The sequence below is a fragment of the Kosakonia sp. R1.Fl genome (genome assembly GCF_023516815.1).
In the GTDB taxonomy this organism is placed as follows: domain Bacteria; phylum Pseudomonadota; class Gammaproteobacteria; order Enterobacterales; family Enterobacteriaceae; genus Kosakonia.
In genome coordinates, this window is record NZ_JAMGSQ010000001.1 from 4311219 (window position 1) to 4332437 (window position 21219).

Below are 21219 nucleotides of genomic sequence, written 5' to 3' on the forward strand. Positions count from 1 at the left end.
GATGGATATACGCTTTAACAATCTCAAAAAATCTTCGCTGGCAGTTTTGATGTCGAAACTGCCATCTTTCTTTTAGCTTTCTCTCTTCCCTTCAGATACATCTCGACTTCAGCTTGCTCAGCACCTTTTTGCTCTCATTAATCGTATTTTTCTTCAAACGCCAGAACGGAAAAACGAAAGCGCGCCAAAGCAAATAATAGAAATGATCGGCTCCGGTCAACGTAACAACAGGCGATCGTAACTTGCTATAGTGGCTGGCATTGAATTGCTTAATGACTTTTTTACTGACGTTGCGATAGACCAGCCCCACGTCACGGTGGTTTTCCTGCTGGCGAAAACGCTCACACTTACGCACTTTTTCTATACCCAGCGTAAACGGAATTGGCCCGGTGGTATTTAACACCCCCCGCATTCCGACACCATAGCGCCACGGCTTATAGCGTTTGAGCCGATCAACGACCTCATCAATAACGGCTTTAATATAAGGTGAAGCCGGTGCGACAATAATATTCCATTGCTGGTACTCTCCGTTTTTGAGAAAAGCGAGCTCTTCATGCTTGCCCATATTATTATCGCAACCCTGCGGTTTATTATCCCAGTTACATAATAATATTTCGCAATCGGGTGGAATCACTTCGCTAAACGGCACAGTACAAGAACTTTTGATATCTAAATAAACGCCACCTTCGCGATACATTAATAAATAGCGGAAAAAATCCGCGCGCGCAGCGCCATATTGCGGGTTTATTTTTTCATATAATGCCAGCATCTCCTGACCATAGTGCTCATGCATATAGGCCAGCATTTTTTTCTCGTCATAAAAATAATATTCCCAGCCGGGATTTAATTGCCTGAGACTGTCGATGGAGGCATGCACCTCTGCCGGTAGCGCTTCCATCCCCCGGGTGTAGACCTGATGGATCTTATGCGGGATCGTATTCATCATCTATCCTAAGCTCATTAACTTTAAATACCTGAAAGGTAAAAACATAAAAACTGCTAAAGTATGAGAAAAAAGATAATGCGTTAATCTGACATTAGCATTACGCAGAGTCGGATAATTTTCTTGCAGAATCGTCTGCAACTGCCCTTGCGTATTCCTCAGTCAATGGACAGAAAATTTAGCTTAAGGTTCTGCATGGCAACAGAAAAGTGTCTTTTCTAGAGAAAAAAAAGCCCGGCCCGGATAAAAATGTGAAGGCTATCGTCAACTCGCCCGCAAGGGGCGAGCCGCACATACTGACGCTGTTTAATGAGTACGCAGGATATAGCTTATCGCATCCTGCTCTGACAGCCCGTACCCCTTCATAAAAACATCCATCGACTCATCTTGCGTCTCATTGAATAACGTTCCGCCGCCGCTGGTCTGCAGCTCGCCGGACACGACATCGCCCCTTTCGACATCGTAGCGCCCCAGTAGCTCCGCGACAGCAAACTCTCCATTCTCGTCGCGGATAACAATAAACCCAATGCGGTGTTCGTGATGAACGACAGTAGCTTTCATATGAACAATCCTTTCGTTGTTGTTCATTTCAGATTAGCTGAATCCGTGCGCAGCGGAAATACTCATTGCTGGTTTTAGTGAGCCAGAGAACGATTCAGCTATTTCTTTATGCGCCTTATCTTAAATATTCGTCAGCATCCTAACTATCCGGCGTGTTCACAAACAATTTTTCTGACCAGGCGATAAAAACTCCAGATATATAATGTTTTCTTTACCCAATCATAATTAAAGCACGTTTATTTTGTATAGCTATGTTTATGGCATAAAACCTCTTTTTGTTTTACGGTTATCAGAGGCGTGTCAAAAAATATAAAGCTCTGCGTGAACCATGCCGTAAATAGATATAAGAATTTAGAAATATCCAATGCCCTTCCTTTTTCCCGAGAATACTCACTATGCGCAACAATGAGCCCGTTACACAGCAAGAGTACGTTTTCGATAATGATGCAACGTTAATGTCCACCACCGATCCGGACAGTTACATCAATTATGCCAATGATGCATTTATTGATGTCAGCGGCTTCTCGCTGGAGGAGATCAAAGGCCAGCCGCACAATCTGGTGCGCCATCCGGATATGCCAAAGCAGGCGTTTGCCGATATGTGGTCGACATTGCAACAAGGAGAACCCTGGACTGCGCTGGTAAAAAATCGCCGCAGTAATGGCGATCATTACTGGGTGCGCGCTAACGCGATTCCGGTGATTCGCGAGGGCAAAGTGAAGGGTTACATGTCGGTACGTACCCGACCAGCGGCAGAGGAAGTTACTGCCGCCGAAGACGTTTATCGCCAGTTTCGTGAAGGCCAGGCGAGCGGCCGGCGTTTCCATAAAGGGCTGATTATCCGCACGGGCCTGATGCGCTGGCGCTCCCTGTTTGTCACTATGCCTCTGCGCTGGCGATTGCGTTCTGCGTTGATCGTCGCGCTGCTATTCAGCCTTGCCGCTGCCTGGGGACATGATCTGACGCCCGGTCAACTGGGTAGTTTCGCCAGTTTTATGGCGCTCCTGCTGCTGTTTATCAATATCTGGCTGGAGCTGCAAATTGTCCGCCCGATTGAGCGCTTGTGCCGCCAGGCTTTACAGGTAGCAAGCGGCGAGGCACATCAAGTGGATCAACTGAATCGGGTAGATGAAGTCGGCATAACATTGCGCGCGATAAGCCAGCTCGGGCTAATGTTCCGCTGGCTGGTCAACGACGTCAGCGGCCAGGCGATGACCGTTCTGAAAGCCTCGGAATCTCTGCGACAAGGCAATGATGACCTAAGCCGCCAGACAGAACAGGCGGCGGCGAACGTTGAGCAAACGGCCGCAACGATGAACGAATTAACCGCCACGGTAAAAAGTAACCGGGAAACCGCCGCTGAAGTCACCGCCTTGTCGCAAGGTACGCGGGATGCCGCACGGCAAGGTGGTCAGGTGATGCACCAGATGATAGAAATGATGTCGGCGATTGCGGAAAGTTCACGGCAAATCGCCAGTATCACCAGTATTATCGACAGCATTGCCTTTCAAACTAACATTCTGGCGCTGAACGCGGCGGTTGAGGCAGCGCGAGCGGGTGAACAAGGTAAAGGATTTGCCGTCGTCGCAGGAGAAGTACGCAGTCTGGCGCAGCGTAGTGCGCGGGCTGCCAGCGAAATCAAAGAGTTGATTGAAAACAGTGTTACGCATGTTAATTCTGGCAGCCAACTGGCGGACGACGCGGGAAAAACCATGAAGGAGATCGTTGAGCAAGTGCAAAATGTGACCTCGCTGATAGCACAGATCAGCGCAGCAACCGCCGAGCAGGCTTCGGCGTTGAGCGAAGCCAGCCTGGCGGTGGAGGATCTGGATAAGATCACCCATCAGAATGCTCAACGAGTACAGGAAGGGGCGGAAGCGACCGGTCGCATGAACCAGCAGGCCATTCGCCTGGCGGAAGCGATATCGGTATTTCGCTAACCCTTTTGCGAAGAGCTCTCCGGGCGAAAACGCCCGGAGAATACATTGAGGTTGAAAATGATTCGGTTACGTCCCATGTCAGCGGCTGAATTCGCTGATTTTGTTGCTTATTTCATCCCTGATTATGCTTCAGAAATTGCAGCAAATTACCGTTTATCCCTCGCCGAGGCGACAGAACAAGCCAGGCGTGAAATCGAAACCAGTTTGCCTGCGGCGCAGAAAACGCCAGGCCATTCATTGACGAGCATTACGCTTGTCGACAATGGCGTTACACAGATTGTGGGATCGCTGTGGTACAGAGCCGATTTCATCGATAAATCCGCTTTTATTTATGATTTTTTCCTGCGGCCTGCCTTTCGCGGCAAAGGTTTGGGAAGCCAGGCAATGCAATCTCTGGAAACCAGTCTTAGTGCGGCGGGAATTCGGCAAATTAAACTTCGCGTGGCGGCCGAAAACGAACATGCCAGGAAAGTTTATGAAGCGAATGGTTACCAGATTACCGGCTATAACATGAATAAACTGCTTTGAATCATGCCCGCATAAATTTTCGTATTAGGTGGTGTAAACCTGGATATTGCGCTCATTTTCTCGCCAACAGTGGGCATAGTGTGGTCGCAATTACCACAGGAGGCACCTATGAAAAAACTATTAATATGTTGTCTTTTTGGCAATACCGCCACATCACTGGCCAAAAAGATGCAAAAAGCGGCGAACGAGCACGGTTATCCCCTGCTCGTCAGCGCTGTCGGCCTGGATAATTTCGTCAGCGTCGCCCCTGCTTTTGACTATTTTTTGGTTGCACCGCACATCCAGTACAAACTTGATGAACTCAAACGCCATATTGCTGAAGAAGCACCGATTGCCATCATTGAAAGCTATCCTTTCGCATCGATGGATGGTGAGAAGGTGTTGAAATTTGTCATGGATCATATGCCAGAATTAACGCAGTGAGCCCGTCAAAACCACGTCTTCGGACGTGGTTTTAAGCAATCAGGTCATTGCACTGGAATAATTATTTGCGACAAAAATAAGCGGCCACCATTTTCATAAGGAGGATAACTACGGGCAGCAAGACGATAACCTGGAAAAAATGAACGGCATAAATTGAAAATTGCATCACACCTGGCGCGGTTAAATAATCTATCACCGGTGTATAAATCACCACTTGCCACGCCAACAGATACAGCCCCATCAACAGCGCAAAAACCCCGATGCTATAAAGCAGAAATTTAGCCAGTTGTTTCCCGCTCAATGTATGGCTTCGGCGAAAAGCATTTCGGTAAGTCGCGATGTAGAAACGCATCTCTATTGCCCCAGGGTTCAGGATTGCAGCGTCGCCAGGCGCGCGGCGAAACCAACAAAAATCAGCCCCAGCAGTGAGTTACCCAACCGGGTGAGCTTTTCCCTGGTTTTTACCCACTGTGTGAGATACGAACCGGAAACGATCAGGAAACTGAAATAACAGAAACTGATCAGCTCCAGCGTACTGGCGAGGATAAAGAATGACATTCCAGGTCTTGCATAGGTAATGTCGATAAATTGCACAAAGAAAGAGACATAAAACAAAATCGCTTTCGGATTCGTCAGGCTTAATATCAGCGCCCGCTTGAAGATATCGCCTTTATGCACGTCATGATCGCCCTCCTCTTTCGCGCCGCGTTTAAGCGTGGTGTATAACATTTTGATACCAAGGTAGAGCAGATAAAACGCCCCCAGGTAACGAACCATATTGAATAATACCGGCGTGGTTTTAATCAGTGTGGCAACGCCTGCATAGGCCAGAAACATCAAGACCGCATCACCAATAAACACGGCGCTTGCTGCAACGTAGCCATTTCGTAATCCATGGGCAACACTGGTTTTCAATACAAAAAAGGTATTCGGGCCTGGCAGTAAAATGATGAAAATGGCACCGATAAAATAGGACCAGTAACTGAGAACTCCATATTCGGCAAACACAACAACTCCTGTAAAACAATACATACCGCTGATAGGTGCAACAGTACCACACCACGGCAGCAGCGCACAGGAGTAAGCACAAAATGCGGCTGAAGCGTAGATTAGCTCAACCGATTATGTCTCTATGTGCCTGGCGAAAACAGGCTTTAAGTGAAATTAATTAAGCTAATACTCATCTTCATTATTAAGCGGGTAAATATCTTTATCACCGGGCTGTGATGAGGGCAGCCTCAGGGGCGAACGATGAAAATGCGGCCATGCCCGACATGAACCAGATCGCTAAAAATAGTGTGCTTCATGGCTTGTTTGCTGTTGCCGCTATTGGCACAGGTTTACCCGGTTTTTAAACAATCGAGCATAAGAACTGACCCGCGCTAAAATATATCGGCCTGAAGATGAGATATTTCTTCCAGGGGTATTGAATCCAGATTCAAATTTGTTAACTCGCAAACATTATCGCGATCGAAATAAAGATTCGCGCTGACTCATCTGTCAATGATGATCTGGATCATGGAGTATCCAGACGCTTGGTGAGATTACTTATTTCCTGCGCCATAAAATCATAGGAAATGAATTACCTTCAGCATCAGTAAACGCTGACTAAAAAGATAAGAGAGTTAAGCATTGAGTTAATTCGTTCCAGACTGAAATAGCAGCTACATGCGGACAGGTATTATTAACCCGAAATCGTTGATTCTGTTTGAGTGACTACACACTCTAAGGTTATGGGAAAGAAATGGAAAACTTCAAACTAAGACTTAAAAACCATATCGAGCATGTCAAAAACGTTGGCGTTCACTGCACAACGGAAGAAACCACCAAACAAGCGCTGATCCTGCCTTTTTTAGATATTCTCGGCTTCAATGCTTACGACCCGCAAAAAGTCAGAGCGGAATATGGCGCCGACTTTCCTGGTGTTAAAGCGGGCGAACGTGTTGATTATGCGTTGTTTTGCCAGGGTGTCCCCGTCATGTTCATCGAAGCAAAACCGTATAAAGAGAAAATCGATAATCACTGCCCACAGCTTTCCCGATACTTTAACTGCACGCCGGAAGTGACAATTTCCGCGATAACGAATGGCCAGGAGTGGCGTTTTTTTACCGATCTGCAGGAAAAAAACATTATGGATCCCACGCCATTTTTGCGCATTCGCATGGACGATATTACCGACGCAGATGCCGAACAACTCTTCCGCTTTCGCCACGACAAATTCAAACCGGAAGCATTACGAACGCTTGCTGAAGAGAGCGTCTATATATCTTCATTCTCTAAAGTTATCACCGCCAGCCTGAAAGAGGTGGATTCAGAATTTGTTCGGTATGTCGCCTCACGCGCCAATATTGGTCGACAGCTCAATCAGCGATTTATTGATGCGATCACCCCGCTGGTCAGAGAGGCGGTTCAGCGTTCCGTCAGCGCGATGGTGGTCTCCGGACTTACCGCCCATCAGCCTATCCGGGAAGAGCTGGCAAACCAGGGCATCGACGAAGCGGTATCAATTGATGAAAAAGCGGATCATATCGATCCAGACAATCCCAACATTATTACGACGCATAATGAACGCGCGCTATATGAAAAAATTGTCTCGATTATCGGGCCGGAAAAAGATCTGCAGCCAAAAGATACCGAGTCGTATTACAGCGTGCTCTATCAGGGAAAAACCAACCGTTGGATTGTTCGTTATTTTGATAAGAAAAATCGCTCATCTATTCAGTTGCCCATCGAATTGACGCCTATTGCTCTAAATGAAGTGGCACGCGCGGGGCTGGAGCATGATGGCACACGAATCTATCTCGACCATCCCGAAGATGTATTACGGATCTCAGGCTTGATACTGGATTCGTTCCAGCATGTGATAAACGATGAGAACTTTAAAAAGAAAAAGAGCGGCAATTAAACTCGCCTGACCATCCCGCCTCGTGCGGGATTTTTTTGTGCAACGCCTTCCATCATGGCCCAAATATCTCCCCTTCGTTGAACGAAAAAAGGATTCTTCGCTTGAATACTGGCTTTTCATCCAGTATAAGTGCTGTACGAAAAAACAGTAAAAAGGGCTGCCTTGTGTTTGTTGAACTGGTTTATGACAAGCGTAATGTTGCGGGTTTACCCGGCGCTAAAGAGATTATTCTCGAAGAACTGACTAAACGTGTGCGCCGCATCTTTCCTGATGCTGATGTACGCGTAAAACCGATGCAGGCCAATGGCCTCAACAGCGACGCCAGCAAAAGCGATCGTGAAAAGCTCAACCGTATGCTTGAGGAGATGTTTGAAGAGTCGGACATGTGGCTGGTGCAGGAGTAAGTTTTCCCCTTGCACCGGCAGGCGTGTGTCGCTTATCTGTGCGTTCCTGTATTACCCATTAAAGCTTGAATTCCAGCGTCGCGTTTTTGAAGGCCGCATAAGCAGCCGGTGACGGCGGTTTCGGGAGCCGCGCTTGCCTGATAGCGATAATACCCGCGCGGCAGAGTGCAGGATCGCCGCCTGTCGGCTGCGCATCATCTAATGCGCCATTCTCAGCAAGCCTGATTTGCAGCGTACAGGATTTTCCGGCGTAACGGCCCGCCTCAAAAAGGTGACTCTCAATTGCCAATTTGATCTGCCCTGCATAGCGGTTGATATCGCTTTCCGCCGCAGTTGTCTGCGTCCTTTTATATCCTGCAAACATGTTATCAACTTCAGCGTTCGCCTCTGCGCGCTGCCTTGCAGAACCGGTCTGTGTACAACCCAGGAGTAATAATGACGTCATCAATAGCAACGCATGTCCGGCGTTAATTTTCATCATCTTCCTTTTGTAAGGCTTGTCTTATAAACGAGGACAATCTAACAAATAGCGACTGGCAATTATATTCCGGCGGCCTGGATTTACCTTAAGTCAAAAAAAAATATTTCAATCGTCTGCCATCGCGCTAAACGTAGCGCTCATTGAACATTGAACATTGAACATTGAACATTGAACATTGAACATTGAACATTGAACATTGAAAGATAATTTTCAATCGTTGCCTTTTCTTCTGGCAAATTCCACGACCTTATTAAACATTCACAGAATTCGCGACTTTCTTTTTTTGCGTATAAAAAAGCCCCGCACATTGCGAGGCCTTGAAGGTAAAACGCGAGCCGTGTTAATCAAAAACACCGTTGATGATCGCCGTAACAATAGCGGTGCTCAGCGCGACCAGAACCAGATCATCTCCGACAATGCGCCACTCATAACCGGGATAATAAGGCAACTGACCAAGCATGGATGCCGGTACTGCTTTTTTCGCAATCCCCGGAGGCAACGGTTTGCCGCGGGCAAGATTTTTCGCAATCCCCGGCGGGAGAGACTGATAGCCGGTCAGGCCGTAGTTGACTGCAAGAGACCGGGCGCGCGAGACACTGATATCTGACTCCACATGGTCCGGCTTTCCATAGTTTTTACGGTTAACCTGCTCATCAGAGGAAAGGTTATTACCTTTATTAGCATGGTTACCGCTATTGCCATGATTGCCGTTACTGTTACCATGACCGCCGCCGTTTCCATTACCATTTCCGTTTCCCGGATTTGCGAACACAGGCGCGGAAAATACGGCCAACGAAATCACCGCCGCAAGTGCAGCATTAAGAGTGCGACGTTTAAACATGATCTTTAATACCTCAAAAGTGAGCACACATTATTAGAATAAATAATGTTTATTACCTCAACCATATAGCGGATTCTTATTTTTAATTAGGCTGATATATAACCATAAAAAACGGGAACCACCCGGCTCCCGTTCTTGTTTACCCCAGAAACAGAGTGACGGCTTCCGTTTGTGGTCACTGGTGACAGCGCTGTTCTTCATTGATAATGAAGGACACCTTCAGCTTTTCTCGGCGATATTCCTCAAGGGCAATTTACGCGCACTAATTCACCCATGAGAGGTGAAGAACCCAGCTCGGGTGGCGGCCGTCGTAGCCGAATGGATGAGCCCGCTCGCCCACTCACAAAAGCCGAGCGTTGGCAGGAGAGAAAAAATCTCATCAGTAAAGACCAGCGTAGCGTGAATCGAGATGCTGACAAAAATTCAGGAAACTAGTTTTTCAGACCTACTGGAGGCTAATTTTGACACCTCTTTTTCCACATTAAAAGCAGGTGTTTCAAACATGGTTCTTGATGCCAAAGGTAAACCTCACGGGCTCTCCGGAAGTAACCGGAAATTGCTGGACAAGCATGGAATGTCACAGGTGTGAGCCAGAATTTTTACAGACCTGGCTCACATAGTCATCAAGTTTTAGTCAATCGACAGGCTGCTTTTTGATCTAAAACTTGAGATTTCAACTAGTGCATATCCTTCCAGTTAAATTTCTTCCCTGTTGTGTCCATAATTATAATCGGTTTTTGATAGTTCTGAAGCCACTCTTGCATGCTGACGGTATTATTATCCGCTCTATGTATGCCGAGCCATAATTCGGATAACGTATTAGCATCATCTGTTGACCATGGTGTTTGGTAGTCTCCGATCCACTTATTCTTTATCTCGACTTTAGGACTATACCAAATGAAAGCTGGTATAGATAAAGCCTCCTTAGGAGGATTAGCACCAGCATGAGAATATACTATTACGCGTGATGGATCACGTATTAAGGCGTGATCAGAAAAATAGAAAACAGAAGAGCGCGTCTGAGAAAGTTGGCTAAAAACCTTGCCCATAATATCGTCCGTGAAACGTACAGAGTTATCATAGCAATCATCATCTTTATTTCCATTTCTAAAGACGGAAGCATCTTTAGGGAAACGTGAACAGGCTGGTTCGTGGCTACCATATAGATGCAGCACAATGAGTTTCTTACCTGGTTTTGTTAAAGTTGATTCCAGCTCTGGTAATAACGCGTCATCGAATCCCTGGTCAATCCATTGATGCTGCTTAGTTTTCATTGCAATACCAGTGATCACATTATTATATGCGCCACCTTTCCCTTGTCGGCTATACCAGTATGTATCGTATCCGGCTTTGTTCGCAATACTAATGATATTGTCGCTGTACTTAATAGGAGAAGTTTCCTGTACTGAAGCAGCAGTGAGAGCAAGAGGAACCGCCATGATGGTCACTGGCGCGGGGCTAATGGCATGTTGGAACAACAGAAGATTTTTTCTTTCCGCCTCCAGGTTAGGAGTAGTATCTCTCTCATACCCATAAATACTCATATTTGCAGTGCGTTCAGATTCCCCGATAATCAACACATAATTATCAATCCCGGTATCTGATACTGATATTGTGTAGTTAGGCGTATTTTTATTAATATTTGAGGCAATACTCATATCAGAGATAGCTTGCATAAAGACTGTAGCCGTGCTCAGCGGAGTCGAATTTACAACGCGTTGAGCAAGGCTATCAACATTACTTTTTCGTAATTGATGCAATATACCCTGAACCGTATAGCCAGTTAGCAATAACGCCAATAACATTGCAGGATATCGTTTGTATTTCGAAGGGATAATATTTACGTTACAGTTGATAGTTAACATAAATAAAATCAACAGCACCATAAATGTTACACAACTTCTCCAATAAACACCTAACATTGAAAATGCTTCACTACCTGTAGTATTCATTACACTTAGGGCAAAACCATAGGCAAATTTAGCATTAAAGTTACTCCAGGCAAAAAGCTGAAGAGACAAATCAGCAGCTATTAATGTCAAAGCAATTAAGCCAATGGTGTTTTTTAATGGTTTGTTATTAATGCAGAGAAGCGTTAATAGAAGTAATGCGAAAACCAAAGTACGGTTAACAACCAAATTGTAACGCGCGTTAATAAAATTCACTATAACAACAGTGGAGACCGAAACTATAAATAACATCCAACTTAAAACAACTCTAACCTTTTCATACCGAGTTTTTTCAAGAGCTAATGACATTTCATAGTACCTAAATTTATTTTTATCTGTTTTTAAATAAAAGCAAAAAAGCTTGAGTGTAGTTTATTATATAAGCTACCTGAATTGATAAATTAAAGCAAATATATTTCATAAAACTGTAATAAACTACAACTTCTGAGCGCCGGAATAGTCGGGTCAAATCTAGAATATCTGATTCTCCCCCAGTTATTTCACACATCCTTGCTGTCCGGAAAGTCAATTCTGGGTAAAAAACCAAAGCTGGCCATTGTTATCACCACCATGGGACATTATTATCGTTGCCGATTATTTATGCTACAGGTGAGTAACTTAATTAATGAGATACAGAGGCCGCCCTTTCTGAATGCAAGAGGATCGCTAATGCGAATGGTGCGGTTAGGCGGATGCTTACATCCTATATCTTTATTAGTATTTTGGTCTCAAAAAATAAACTGGATCTATAGAAGCCATGGCATCGGCTTTTATGAGAAGTTAATTTAGTTTTAGTTAATTATTGATAATAGTTCGAAAGTTAATAATAAAAAACGGGAACCAACCGGCTCCCGTTTTTGTTTAACCCGCAAGGCGGATTACATGTTCGCGATAATCGCGTCGCCAAATTCTGAACATTTCAGCAACTTAGCGCCTTCCATCAGACGTTCGAAATCGTAGGTCACGGTTTTGGCGTTAATCGCGCCGCTCATGCCTTTAACGATCAGGTCAGCCGCTTCAGTCCAGCCCATGTGGCGGAGCATCATCTCTGCGGAAAGGATCACAGAACCCGGGTTCACTTTGTCCTGACCTGCGTACTTCGGTGCCGTGCCGTGAGTCGCTTCGAACAGCGCGCACTCGTCGCCAATGTTCGCACCAGGAGCGATACCGATACCGCCAACCTGCGCCGCCAGGGCGTCGGAGATATAGTCACCGTTCAGGTTCATACAAGCGATAACGTCATATTCTGCCGGGCGCAGCAGGATTTGTTGCAGGAACGCATCGGCAATCACATCTTTAATGATGATCTCTTTACCGGTTTTCGGGTTCTTGATTTTCTGCCACGGACCGCCATCGATCAGCTCGCCGCCGAACTCTTCGCGTGCCAGCTGGTAGCCCCAGTCTTTGAACGCGCCTTCGGTGAACTTCATGATGTTGCCTTTGTGCACCAGCGTTACAGAATCACGGTCGTTAGTGATTGCGTATTCAATCGCGGCGCGCACCAGGCGCTTGGTTCCTTCTTCGGAGCACGGTTTGATACCGATACCGCAATGTTCCGGGAAGCGAATTTTCTTCACGCCCATCTCTTCACGCAGGAATTTGATCACTTTCTCTGCCTCGGCAGAGTCGGCTTTCCACTCGATACCCGCGTAAATATCTTCTGAGTTTTCACGGAAGATGACCATGTCGGTCAGTTCCGGGTGTTTTACCGGGCTCGGCGTACCCTCGTAGTAACGTACCGGGCGCAGGCAGATGTACAGATCCAGTTCCTGGCGCAGCGCAACGTTCAGGGAACGGATGCCGCCGCCAACTGGCGTGGTCAGGGGGCCTTTAATCGCAACGCGATACTCACGAATCAGATCAAGTGTTTCAGGCGGCAGCCAGACGTCCTGGCCGTAAACATGGGTAGATTTCTCACCGGTATAAATTTCCATCCAGGAAATTTTACGCTCGCCCTGATAGGCTTTCTCCACAGCGGCATCCACCACTTTCAGCATCGCCGGGGTCACGTCCACGCCGATACCGTCACCTTCAATGAACGGGATAATCGGGTTATTCGGAACGTTGAGCTTGCCATTTTGCAGGGTGATCTTTTTACCTTCCGCCGGAACAACTACTTTGCTTTCCATTCACCTCTCCTTCGAGCGCTTCTGGTTGTTTGCTCGCTGACTTCATGCCGGGGCGCTCAGACTGCGTCCGCTCACCTGTTACGTGATTCACACAGAGCAAACCGTTTTTGTTAATGAATTGTAATGAGCCCGAACATACTAACCGATACTCAGGCTCCATGAAAGGCAATCGTGATTCAGCTATAATGCGGCAATTGATAACTACTGAAAATACCATGAACAAAACTTCTTTTAGAAATCACCGCCTTAAGCGATTCAGCTCACGACAAGCCACCAGGTCTGAACCACAAAACCAACCAAAACGCGTGATTCTGTTCAATAAACCCTACGATGTTTTGCCGCAATTCACCGACGAAGCCGGACGCAGCACGCTAAAAGATTTTATTCCGGTACAGGGTGTTTACGCCGCTGGCCGCCTGGATCGCGACAGCGAAGGGCTGCTGGTACTGACAAATGATGGCGCATTACAGGCAAGCCTGACGCAACCAGGCAAACGTACCGGCAAAATCTATTACGTGCAGGTGGAAGGCGAACCGACACCGGCTGCAATTGAAGCGCTGCGCACAGGGGTAACGCTGAACGACGGCCCGACACTGCCTGCTGGCGTTGAGCGCGTAGAGGAGCCGGGCTGGCTGTGGCCGCGTAATCCCCCCATTCGCGAGCGCAAATCGATTCCTACCGCCTGGCTGAAAATCACCCTTTATGAGGGTCGTAACCGCCAGGTGCGGCGCATGACGGCGCATGTTGGCTTCCCTACCCTGCGTCTCATCCGCTACGCTATGGGAAACTACACGCTGGATAACCTCGCCACTGGCGAATGGCGTGACGCTTAATCAGGGAGGCTATGATGTTTAAACCCCATGTAACTGTCGCTTGCGTGGTACACGCGCAGGGTAAATTTCTGGTCGTCGAAGAAACCATTCGCGGCAAGGCGCTGTGGAATCAGCCCGCAGGCCATCTCGAAGCCGACGAAACCCTGCTGCAAGCGGCAAAGCGTGAGCTGTGGGAAGAGACGGGTATTCACGCCGAACCGCAACACTTTATCCGGATGCATCAGTGGCTGGCGCCGGATCACACGCCGTTCCTGCGTTTTTTATTTGCCGTCGAGCTTAACGAAATGTGCGCCACTGAACCCCATGACAGCGATATCGATTGCTGCCACTGGGTCACCGCAGATGAGATCCTCAACGCCTCAAACCTGCGTTCGCCGCTGGTTGCGGAGAGCATTCGCTGCTACCAGACCGGCCAGCGTCTGCCGCTGGAAACCATCGCAGAATTTAACTGGCCGTTTACAGGGGATGCCTGAGCCGCCAGCCCGTGCTAGAATACGCCGCCCTGAAGTTCTTAGTCGCGAGTATTCTATGTCTGATAGCCCAAAAAAAGTGATCGTCGGCATGTCCGGCGGTGTCGACTCTTCCGTTTCCGCTTACCTGTTGCAACAACAAGGTTACAAGGTGGAAGGTCTGTTCATGAAGAACTGGGAAGAGGATGACGGCGAGGAATACTGCACTGCGGCGGCGGATCTTGCCGACGCGCAGGCCGTTTGCGACAAGCTCGGCATTGAGCTTCACACCGTCAATTTCGCCGCAGAATACTGGGACAACGTGTTCGAGCATTTCCTGGCTGAATATAAAGCCGGACGTACGCCGAACCCGGATATTCTGTGCAACAAAGAGATCAAATTTAAAGCCTTCCTTGAGTTCGCCGCCGAAGATTTGGGCGCCGACTATATTGCCACCGGCCACTACGTGCGCCGCGCCGACGTCGACGGCAAAAGTCGTCTGCTGCGCGGTCTTGATGGCAATAAGGATCAGAGCTACTTCCTTTATACGCTCGGTCACGAGCAAATCGCGCAGAGCCTGTTCCCGGTCGGCGAGCTGGAAAAACCGCAGGTGCGTAAAATCGCCGATGAGCTGGGTTTGATTACGGCGAAGAAAAAAGACTCGACCGGTATCTGCTTTATTGGCGAGCGTAAATTCCGCGAATTCCTTGGCCGCTATCTGCCCGCCCAGCCGGGTAAAATCCTCACCGTCGACGGCGAAGAGATCGGCGAGCACCAGGGTTTGATGTATCACACGCTCGGCCAGCGTAAAGGGCTGGGCATCGGCGGCACTAAAGAAGGCAGCGAAGAGCCGTGGTACGTGGTCGATAAAGATGTTGAAAACAACATTCTGATTGTCGCCCAGGGTCATGAGCATCCGCGCCTGATGTCCGTTGGGCTGATCGCTCAACAGCTGCACTGGGTCGATCGCGAGCCGCTGAAAGGCACGCTGCGCTGCACGGTAAAAACGCGTTATCGCCAGGAAGATATTCCATGCACGGTTACCGCGCTGGATGATGATCGCATTGATGTCCGCTTCGATGTACCAGTTGCCGCCGTTACACCGGGGCAATCTGCGGTATTCTACCTGGGCGAAGTGTGCCTCGGTGGCGGAATTATTGAGCAGCGCCTGCCGCTGCCCCTTTAAAAGACCTTTTGCACAACCGGACTGGCCAACGCCCGCAGCAATGATGTGCTGGCGGGCAGATAAAGGAGTGAGTGTGGCGAAGAACTATTACGATATTACCCTGGCGCTGGCGGGAATTTGCCAGTCGGCTCGACTGGTGCAGCAACTGGCGCACCAGGGACATTGCGACGCAGATGCGCTGCATGTCTCGTTAAATAGCGTAATCGACCTGAACCCGGACTCCACCTTAGGCGTCTTTGGCGGCAGCGAAACCAACCTGCGTACCGGGCTGGAAACGCTGCTCGGCGTGCTGAACGCCAGCAACCGCCAGGGGCTGAACGGTGAGCTGACCCGCTACACGCTCAGTATGATGGTGCTGGAGCGCAAGCTCGCCGCCAGCAAAGGCGCGATGGAGACGCTCGGTAACCGCATCGCCGGTTTGCAGCGCCAGTTAGAGCATTTTGACCTGCAGTCAGAAACGCTGCTGAGCGCAATGGCCGCCATCTATGTAGACGTTATTAGCCCGCTGGGACCGCGTATTCAGGTCACCGGCTCGCCTGCCGTGCTGCAAAGCCCGCAGGTGCAGGCGAAAGTCCGCGCCACCTTGCTGGCCGGTATCCGCGCTGCGGTGCTGTGGCACCAGGTTGGCGGCGGTCGTCTACAGTTAATGTTTTCCCGAAATCGCCTGTCGACGCAGGCCAAACAAATTCTCGCTCATTGTTAACCTCCCGGAGTTGTGACTTATGGAATTATCCTCCCTGACCGCCGTTTCCCCTGTCGATGGACGTTACGGCGATAAAGTCAGCGCACTGCGTGGCATCTTCAGCGAATTCGGTTTGCTGAAATTTCGCGTTCAGGTTGAAGTACGCTGGCTGCAAAAACTGGCGACCCACGCGGCGATCAAGGAAGTTCCTGCTTTTGCTGCCGACGCAAACGGTTACCTCGATAAAATCGTTGAAGACTTCAACGAAGAAGACGCCGCGCGCATCAAAACCATCGAACGCACCACCAACCACGACGTGAAAGCGGTGGAGTATTTCCTGAAAGAGAAAGTGGCAGATATTCCGGCGCTGCACGCCGTTTCTGAATTTATCCACTTCGCTTGTACCTCAGAAGACATCAACAACCTGTCTCACGCGCTGATGCTGAAAACCGCGCGCGACGAAGTGATCCTGCCGTACTGGCGCAAGATCATTGAGGCGGTAAAAGATCTGGCCGTTCAGTACCGTGATATCCCCCTGCTCTCCCGTACTCACGGCCAGCCGGCAACGCCGTCGACGCTGGGTAAAGAGATGGCGAACGTGGCTTACCGCATGGAGCGCCAGTTCCGCCAGCTTAACCAGGTGGAAATTCTGGGCAAAATCAACGGCGCGGTCGGCAACTACAACGCCCATATCGCTGCTTACCCGGAAGTGGACTGGCATCAGTTCAGCGAAGAGTTTGTCACCTCGCTGGGCATTCAGTGGAACCCGTACACCACGCAGATTGAGCCGCATGACTATATTGCCGAGCTGTTTGATTGCATGGCGCGTTTCAACACCATCCTCATCGATTTCGACCGTGACGTATGGGGTTACATCGCGCTGAACCACTTCAAGCAGAAAACCATCGCTGGCGAAATTGGTTCTTCAACCATGCCGCACAAAGTTAACCCGATTGACTTTGAAAACTCAGAAGGCAACCTTGGTCTGTCCAACGCCGTGTTGCAGCATCTGGCCAGCAAATTGCCGGTTTCCCGCTGGCAGCGCGATCTGACTGACTCCACGGTGCTGCGTAACCTGGGCGTTGGTGTGGGTTATGCATTGATTGCCTACCAGTCAACGCTGAAAGGCGTAAGCAAACTGGAAGTGAACCGCGACCGCCTGCTCGACGAGCTGGATCATAACTGGGAAGTACTGGCCGAGCCGATCCAGACCGTAATGCGCCGCTACGGGATCGAAAAACCGTACGAAAAACTGAAAGAGCTGACGCGCGGTAAACGCGTTGATGCCGAAGGCATGAAGCAGTTTATCGACAGCCTGGCGCTGCCGGAAAACGAAAAAGAGCGCCTGAAAGCGATGACCCCGGCCAATTATATTGGTCGTGCCATCACTATGGTTGATGAATTGAAATAACCCCCCCGCCGTTGCTGTTAGCCCTCTTTCCGCCGCGAAAGAGGGTTTCTTTCTCCCCCGGTTTAAGAAATGTTTATCCCCTGCGCACCACAATCAGCGTTAAACTATTTATATCAAAAATATATGGAGAGTTCTGACGATGCGCGTACTCGTTGTGGAAGATAATGCTCTGTTGCGTCACCATTTAAAGGTTCAGTTGCAGGAATTAGGACATCAGGTCGACGCCGCAGAAGATGCAAAGGAAGCGGATTACTTTCTTAACGAACATCTGCCGGACATCGCCATTGTCGATCTCGGTCTGCCGGATGAAGATGGTCTGTCGCTGATCCGCCGTTGGCGCAGCCATGACGTCACGCTGCCGGTGCTGGTGCTTACCGCACGTGAAGGCTGGCAGGATAAAGTGGAAGTACTGAGCGCCGGTGCAGATGACTATGTCACCAAACCGTTCCACATTGAAGAAGTAGTCGCGCGTATCCAGGCGCTGATGCGCCGCAACAGCGGCCTCGCTTCTCAGTTGATCTCCATGCCGCCGTTCCAGGTCGATCTCTCCCGCCGCGAACTCTCCATTAATGACGACGTGGTAAAACTCACCGCTTTCGAATACACCATTATGGAAACGCTTATCCGCAACAGCGGCAAAGTGGTCAGCAAAGATTCGCTGATGCTGCAGCTTTACCCCGACGCTGAACTGCGCGAAAGCCACACAATCGACGTTTTGATGGGGCGGTTACGTAAGAAAATCCAGACGCTCTATCCTGACGACGTTATCACTACCGTGCGCGGCCAGGGCTACCTGTTCGAACTGCCGAAATGAGACGCCTGCTGCGGCATTTTCTGCCGCTCTCTCTGCGGGTTCGTTTTTTACTCGCCACGGCCGCCGTCGTGATGGTGCTTTCTCTGGCCTATGGAATGGTAGCGCTGGTGGGTTATAGCGTCAGTTTCGACAAAACGACCTTCCGCCTGCTGCGCGGCGAGAGCAACCTGTTTTATACCCTGGCGCACTGGGATAACAATAAACTCAGTGTGGATCTGCCTGACACCCTCAATTTGCAAAGCCCGACCGTGGCGCTGATTTACGATCAGCAGGGGAATCTTATCTGGTCGCAGAAAGATGTACCGTGGCTGCAAAATCTGATCGAGCCGGACTGGCTTACCGCTAACGGCTTTCATGAGATAGAAGCCGATGTCGATAACAGTAGTACGCTGGTTGATGACGATCACTCGATTGCCCAGAAGCTGAAAGAGATCCGCGACGATGACAGCAGTTCAGAGATGACGCACTCGGTGGCGGTGAATATCTACCCGGCAACGGCGCACATGCCGCAGTTAACCATTGTGGTGGTCGATACCATCCCCATTGAGCTTAAACGCTCTTATATGGTGTGGAGCTGGTTCGTTTACGTGCTCGCCGCCAACCTGCTGTTAGTGGTGCCGCTGTTATGGCTGGCGGCGTGGTGGAGCTTGCGGCCGATTGAAGATCTGGCGCGCGAAGTGCGCGAGCTGGAAGAGCACCATCGTGAGCAGCTCAACCCGGAAACCACCCGCGAGCTCACCAGCCTGGTGAGCAACCTCAATCGGTTGTTAAAAAGTGAACGCGAGCGGTACGACAAATACCGCACCACCCTCACCGATCTGACGCACAGCCTGAAAACGCCGTTAGCGGTGCTGCAAAGCACCCTGCGATCGCTGCGCGGCGAGAAAATGACAGTCAGCGATGCTGAGCCAGTGATGCTGGAGCAAATCAGCCGGATATCCCAGCAAATTGGCTACTACCTGCACCGGGCAACCATGCGCGGTTCCAGCGGTTTGCTCAGCCGCGAACTGCACCCGGTCGCGCCCCTGCTGGACAGCCTGACCTCGGCACTGAATAAAGTTTATCAGCGCAAAGGCGTCAATATTACGCTCGATATTTCACCGGAAATCAGTTTTGTCGGCGAGAAAAACGACTTTATGGAAGTGATGGGCAACGTGCTGGATAACGCCTGCAAATACTGTCTGGAGTTTGTCGAAGTTTCTGCCAGACAGACCGACGATACGCTGCATATTCTGGTGGAAGATGACGGGCCGGGAATCCCTGCGGCGAAACGCGAGATGGTGTTTGATCGCGGGCAGCGCGCCGACACGTTACGCCCCGGCCAGGGCGTCGGGCTTGCGGTGGCGCGAGAAATTGTTGATCAGTACGAAGGGCAGATCCTGACCGGTGAAAGCCTGCTCGGTGGCGCAAAAATGGAGGTAATTTTTGGCCGTCAGCAGACGATAACGGCCAACGATTAATCTTCCACCGTCACAACGCGGGCAAAAAGAACAAAAAGGAGCCAGTACGGTTCCTTTTTACTTTTATGTCACATCGTTACGCAGACAAAATGACATATCAGCATTACTATGATCCTTTATTCAGCCACTGATTATTTGCCGGAAACGCATATGGAATATCACGTAGAGATAAACTGGCCAGACTTTATTCAACGCTACTGGCAAAAACGCCCGGTGGTGTTGAAGCGCGGCATTAAGAATTTCGTCGACCCGATAAGCCCCGATGAACTGGCAGGGCTGGCAATGGAAAATGAAGTGGACAGCCGGCTGGTTAGCCACCTTGATGGCAAATGGCAGGTCGGACACGGCCCTTTTGAAAGTTACGACCATCTGGGCGAGAACAACTGGTCGCTGTTGGTACAAGCAGTAAACCACTGGCATCAACCAGCCGCCGCGTTGATGCGCCCGTTCCGTGTTCTGCCCGACTGGCGCACCGACGATCTGATGATCTCATTTTCAGTGCCCGGTGGCGGTGTTGGCCCGCATCTCGATCAGTATGATGTGTTTATCATTCAGGGAACCGGCCGTCGCCGCTGGCGCGTCGGCGAGAAAACGCCGCTCAAGCAGCACTGTCCGCATCCGGATCTGCTTCAGGTTGATCCATTCGACGCCATTATTGATGAAGAGATGGAGCCGGGCGATATCCTCTATATTCCGCCAGGATTCCCACACGAAGGCTATTCGCTGGAAAACTCACTGAACTACTCGGTGGGCTTCCGTGCGCCAAGCGGTCGCGAGCTGATCAGCGGCTTCGCCGATTATGTTCTGCAACGCGAGCTGGGTAGCCAGCGTTACAGCGATCCGGACGTGCAACTGCGCGACCATCCGGCAGATATTTTGCCGCAAGAACTCGATAAGCTGCGCGAAATGATGCTTGAGTTGATTAATCAACCGGCGCAGTTCAGGGAGTGGATGGGCGAATTTATCTCCCAGTCACGCCACGAACTGGATGTCGCGCCGCCAGAACCGCCTTATCAACCGGATGAGATTTACGATGCACTGCAACAAGGCGACAAACTGGTGCGCCTTGGCGGCCTGCGCGTGCTGCGAATCGGTGAAGATGTGTTCGCCAACGGCGAGCGAATCAACTCCCCGCATCGCCCGGCACTGGAAGCACTCGCCAGCCATATCGTGCTGACAGGCGAACTGCTCGGCGACGCGCTGGAAGATCCCTCCTTCCTCGCCATGCTTGCGGCACTGGTTAACAGCGGTTACTGGTTCTTTGAAGATTAATGTCTGAG

The 21219-nt window shown here is 49.7% G+C and carries 22 protein-coding genes; 14 read left to right on the forward strand and 8 right to left on the reverse strand.

Annotation, left to right across the window (positions count from 1 at the left end; translation table 11 throughout):
- Positions 1–91 precede the first annotated feature (91 nt).
- Together M8Q36_RS20340 and M8Q36_RS20345 are read right to left on the reverse strand one after the other, a co-directional pair.
- Positions 92–898: a glycosyltransferase family 32 protein gene (locus tag M8Q36_RS20340; RefSeq protein WP_249882151.1), complete on the reverse strand. Its 807-nt coding sequence runs from the start codon at positions 896–898 to the stop codon at positions 92–94.
- A gap of 351 nt (positions 899–1249) precedes the next feature.
- Complete coding sequence (locus tag M8Q36_RS20345; protein ID WP_017456483.1) at positions 1250–1504, reverse strand: hypothetical protein; 255 nt, start codon at positions 1502–1504, stop codon at positions 1250–1252.
- 395 nt (positions 1505–1899) lie between these two features.
- Here M8Q36_RS20345 and M8Q36_RS20350 point away from each other — a divergent pair, with 395 nt between their 5' ends.
- From M8Q36_RS20350 to M8Q36_RS20360, 3 genes are all read left to right on the forward strand, one after another.
- Complete coding sequence (locus tag M8Q36_RS20350) at positions 1900–3444, forward strand: methyl-accepting chemotaxis protein (RefSeq protein ID WP_249882152.1); 1545 nt, start codon at positions 1900–1902, stop codon at positions 3442–3444.
- Positions 3445–3501: 57 nt separating this feature from the next.
- Entirely contained in the window at positions 3502–3972 is a 471-nt protein-coding gene (locus tag M8Q36_RS20355; protein ID WP_249882153.1) for a GNAT family N-acetyltransferase, read from the forward strand.
- 108 nt (positions 3973–4080) lie between these two features.
- Positions 4081–4395 (forward strand): PTS sugar transporter subunit IIB, encoded by a 315-nt coding sequence (locus tag M8Q36_RS20360; RefSeq protein WP_249882154.1) that lies wholly within the window; start codon positions 4081–4083, stop codon positions 4393–4395.
- A 61-nt stretch (positions 4396–4456) separates the two neighbouring features.
- Here the strand turns inward: M8Q36_RS20360 and M8Q36_RS20365 are convergent, their stop codons facing one another.
- The gene (locus M8Q36_RS20365; protein WP_249882155.1) at positions 4457–4747 is read right to left on the reverse strand and encodes a hypothetical protein; all 291 of its coding nucleotides are present in this window, start codon (positions 4745–4747) and stop codon (positions 4457–4459) included.
- A 17-nt stretch (positions 4748–4764) separates the two neighbouring features.
- Positions 4765–5403 (reverse strand): leucine efflux protein LeuE, encoded by a 639-nt coding sequence (gene leuE, locus M8Q36_RS20370; RefSeq protein WP_249882156.1) that lies wholly within the window; start codon positions 5401–5403, stop codon positions 4765–4767.
- A gap of 736 nt (positions 5404–6139) precedes the next feature.
- Here leuE and M8Q36_RS20375 point away from each other — a divergent pair.
- Together M8Q36_RS20375 and M8Q36_RS20380 are read left to right on the forward strand one after the other, a co-directional pair.
- A complete protein-coding gene (locus M8Q36_RS20375; RefSeq protein WP_249882157.1) occupies positions 6140–7300 on the forward strand; it encodes a type I restriction endonuclease in 1161 nt (386 codons plus the stop codon).
- Positions 7301–7464: 164 nt separating this feature from the next.
- Positions 7465–7704, forward strand: coding sequence for a DinI family protein (locus tag M8Q36_RS20380; RefSeq protein ID WP_017456475.1), 240 nt, complete (start codon positions 7465–7467; stop codon positions 7702–7704).
- A 58-nt stretch (positions 7705–7762) separates the two neighbouring features.
- Here the strand turns inward: M8Q36_RS20380 and tolA are convergent, their stop codons facing one another.
- The gene (gene tolA / locus M8Q36_RS20385; RefSeq protein WP_249882158.1) at positions 7763–8185 is read right to left on the reverse strand and encodes a cell envelope integrity protein TolA; all 423 of its coding nucleotides are present in this window, start codon (positions 8183–8185) and stop codon (positions 7763–7765) included.
- Positions 8186–8525: 340 nt separating this feature from the next.
- Positions 8526–9026: an anti-virulence regulator CigR family protein gene (locus M8Q36_RS20390; protein WP_249882159.1), complete on the reverse strand. Its 501-nt coding sequence runs from the start codon at positions 9024–9026 to the stop codon at positions 8526–8528.
- A 409-nt stretch (positions 9027–9435) separates the two neighbouring features.
- Here M8Q36_RS20390 and M8Q36_RS20395 point away from each other — a divergent pair, with 409 nt between their 5' ends.
- The gene (locus M8Q36_RS20395) at positions 9436–9615 is read left to right on the forward strand and encodes a hypothetical protein (RefSeq protein ID WP_249882160.1); all 180 of its coding nucleotides are present in this window, start codon (positions 9436–9438) and stop codon (positions 9613–9615) included.
- Between the two features lie 88 nt (positions 9616–9703).
- Here the strand turns inward: M8Q36_RS20395 and M8Q36_RS20400 are convergent, their stop codons facing one another.
- Entirely contained in the window at positions 9704–11284 is a 1581-nt protein-coding gene (locus M8Q36_RS20400) for a phosphoethanolamine transferase (protein WP_249882161.1), read from the reverse strand.
- 569 nt (positions 11285–11853) lie between these two features.
- The gene (gene icd, locus M8Q36_RS20405; RefSeq protein WP_249882162.1) at positions 11854–13104 is read right to left on the reverse strand and encodes an NADP-dependent isocitrate dehydrogenase; all 1251 of its coding nucleotides are present in this window, start codon (positions 13102–13104) and stop codon (positions 11854–11856) included.
- Between the two features lie 185 nt (positions 13105–13289).
- Here icd and rluE point away from each other — a divergent pair, with 185 nt between their 5' ends.
- The 8 genes from rluE (at position 13290) to M8Q36_RS20445 (ending at position 21211) form a co-directional block, all read left to right on the forward strand.
- Positions 13290–13937: a 23S rRNA pseudouridine(2457) synthase RluE gene (rluE, locus tag M8Q36_RS20410; protein WP_044489834.1), complete on the forward strand. Its 648-nt coding sequence runs from the start codon at positions 13290–13292 to the stop codon at positions 13935–13937.
- 14 nt (positions 13938–13951) lie between these two features.
- Positions 13952–14410 (forward strand): NUDIX hydrolase, encoded by a 459-nt coding sequence (locus M8Q36_RS20415; RefSeq protein WP_249882825.1) that lies wholly within the window; start codon positions 13952–13954, stop codon positions 14408–14410.
- A 55-nt stretch (positions 14411–14465) separates the two neighbouring features.
- Positions 14466–15572, forward strand: coding sequence for a tRNA 2-thiouridine(34) synthase MnmA (gene mnmA, locus M8Q36_RS20420; protein WP_249882163.1), 1107 nt, complete (start codon positions 14466–14468; stop codon positions 15570–15572).
- A 73-nt stretch (positions 15573–15645) separates the two neighbouring features.
- Positions 15646–16275, forward strand: a complete 630-nt coding sequence (gene hflD / locus M8Q36_RS20425; RefSeq protein ID WP_020457488.1) for a high frequency lysogenization protein HflD — start codon at positions 15646–15648, stop codon at positions 16273–16275.
- 19 nt (positions 16276–16294) lie between these two features.
- A complete protein-coding gene (gene purB / locus M8Q36_RS20430; RefSeq protein WP_131411843.1) occupies positions 16295–17665 on the forward strand; it encodes an adenylosuccinate lyase in 1371 nt (456 codons plus the stop codon).
- A gap of 139 nt (positions 17666–17804) precedes the next feature.
- Positions 17805–18479: a two-component system response regulator PhoP gene (phoP, locus tag M8Q36_RS20435; protein WP_017456462.1), complete on the forward strand. Its 675-nt coding sequence runs from the start codon at positions 17805–17807 to the stop codon at positions 18477–18479.
- Complete coding sequence (gene phoQ / locus M8Q36_RS20440; protein WP_249882164.1) at positions 18476–19939, forward strand: two-component system sensor histidine kinase PhoQ; 1464 nt, start codon at positions 18476–18478, stop codon at positions 19937–19939. The genes phoP and phoQ overlap by 4 nt, the downstream gene beginning before the upstream one ends.
- A gap of 150 nt (positions 19940–20089) precedes the next feature.
- Positions 20090–21211 carry a ribosomal protein uL16 3-hydroxylase gene (locus M8Q36_RS20445; RefSeq protein ID WP_249882165.1) on the forward strand — a complete coding sequence of 374 codons (1122 nt, stop codon included), beginning with the start codon at positions 20090–20092 and terminating at the stop codon, positions 21209–21211.
- Positions 21212–21219: the final 8 nt, after the last annotated feature.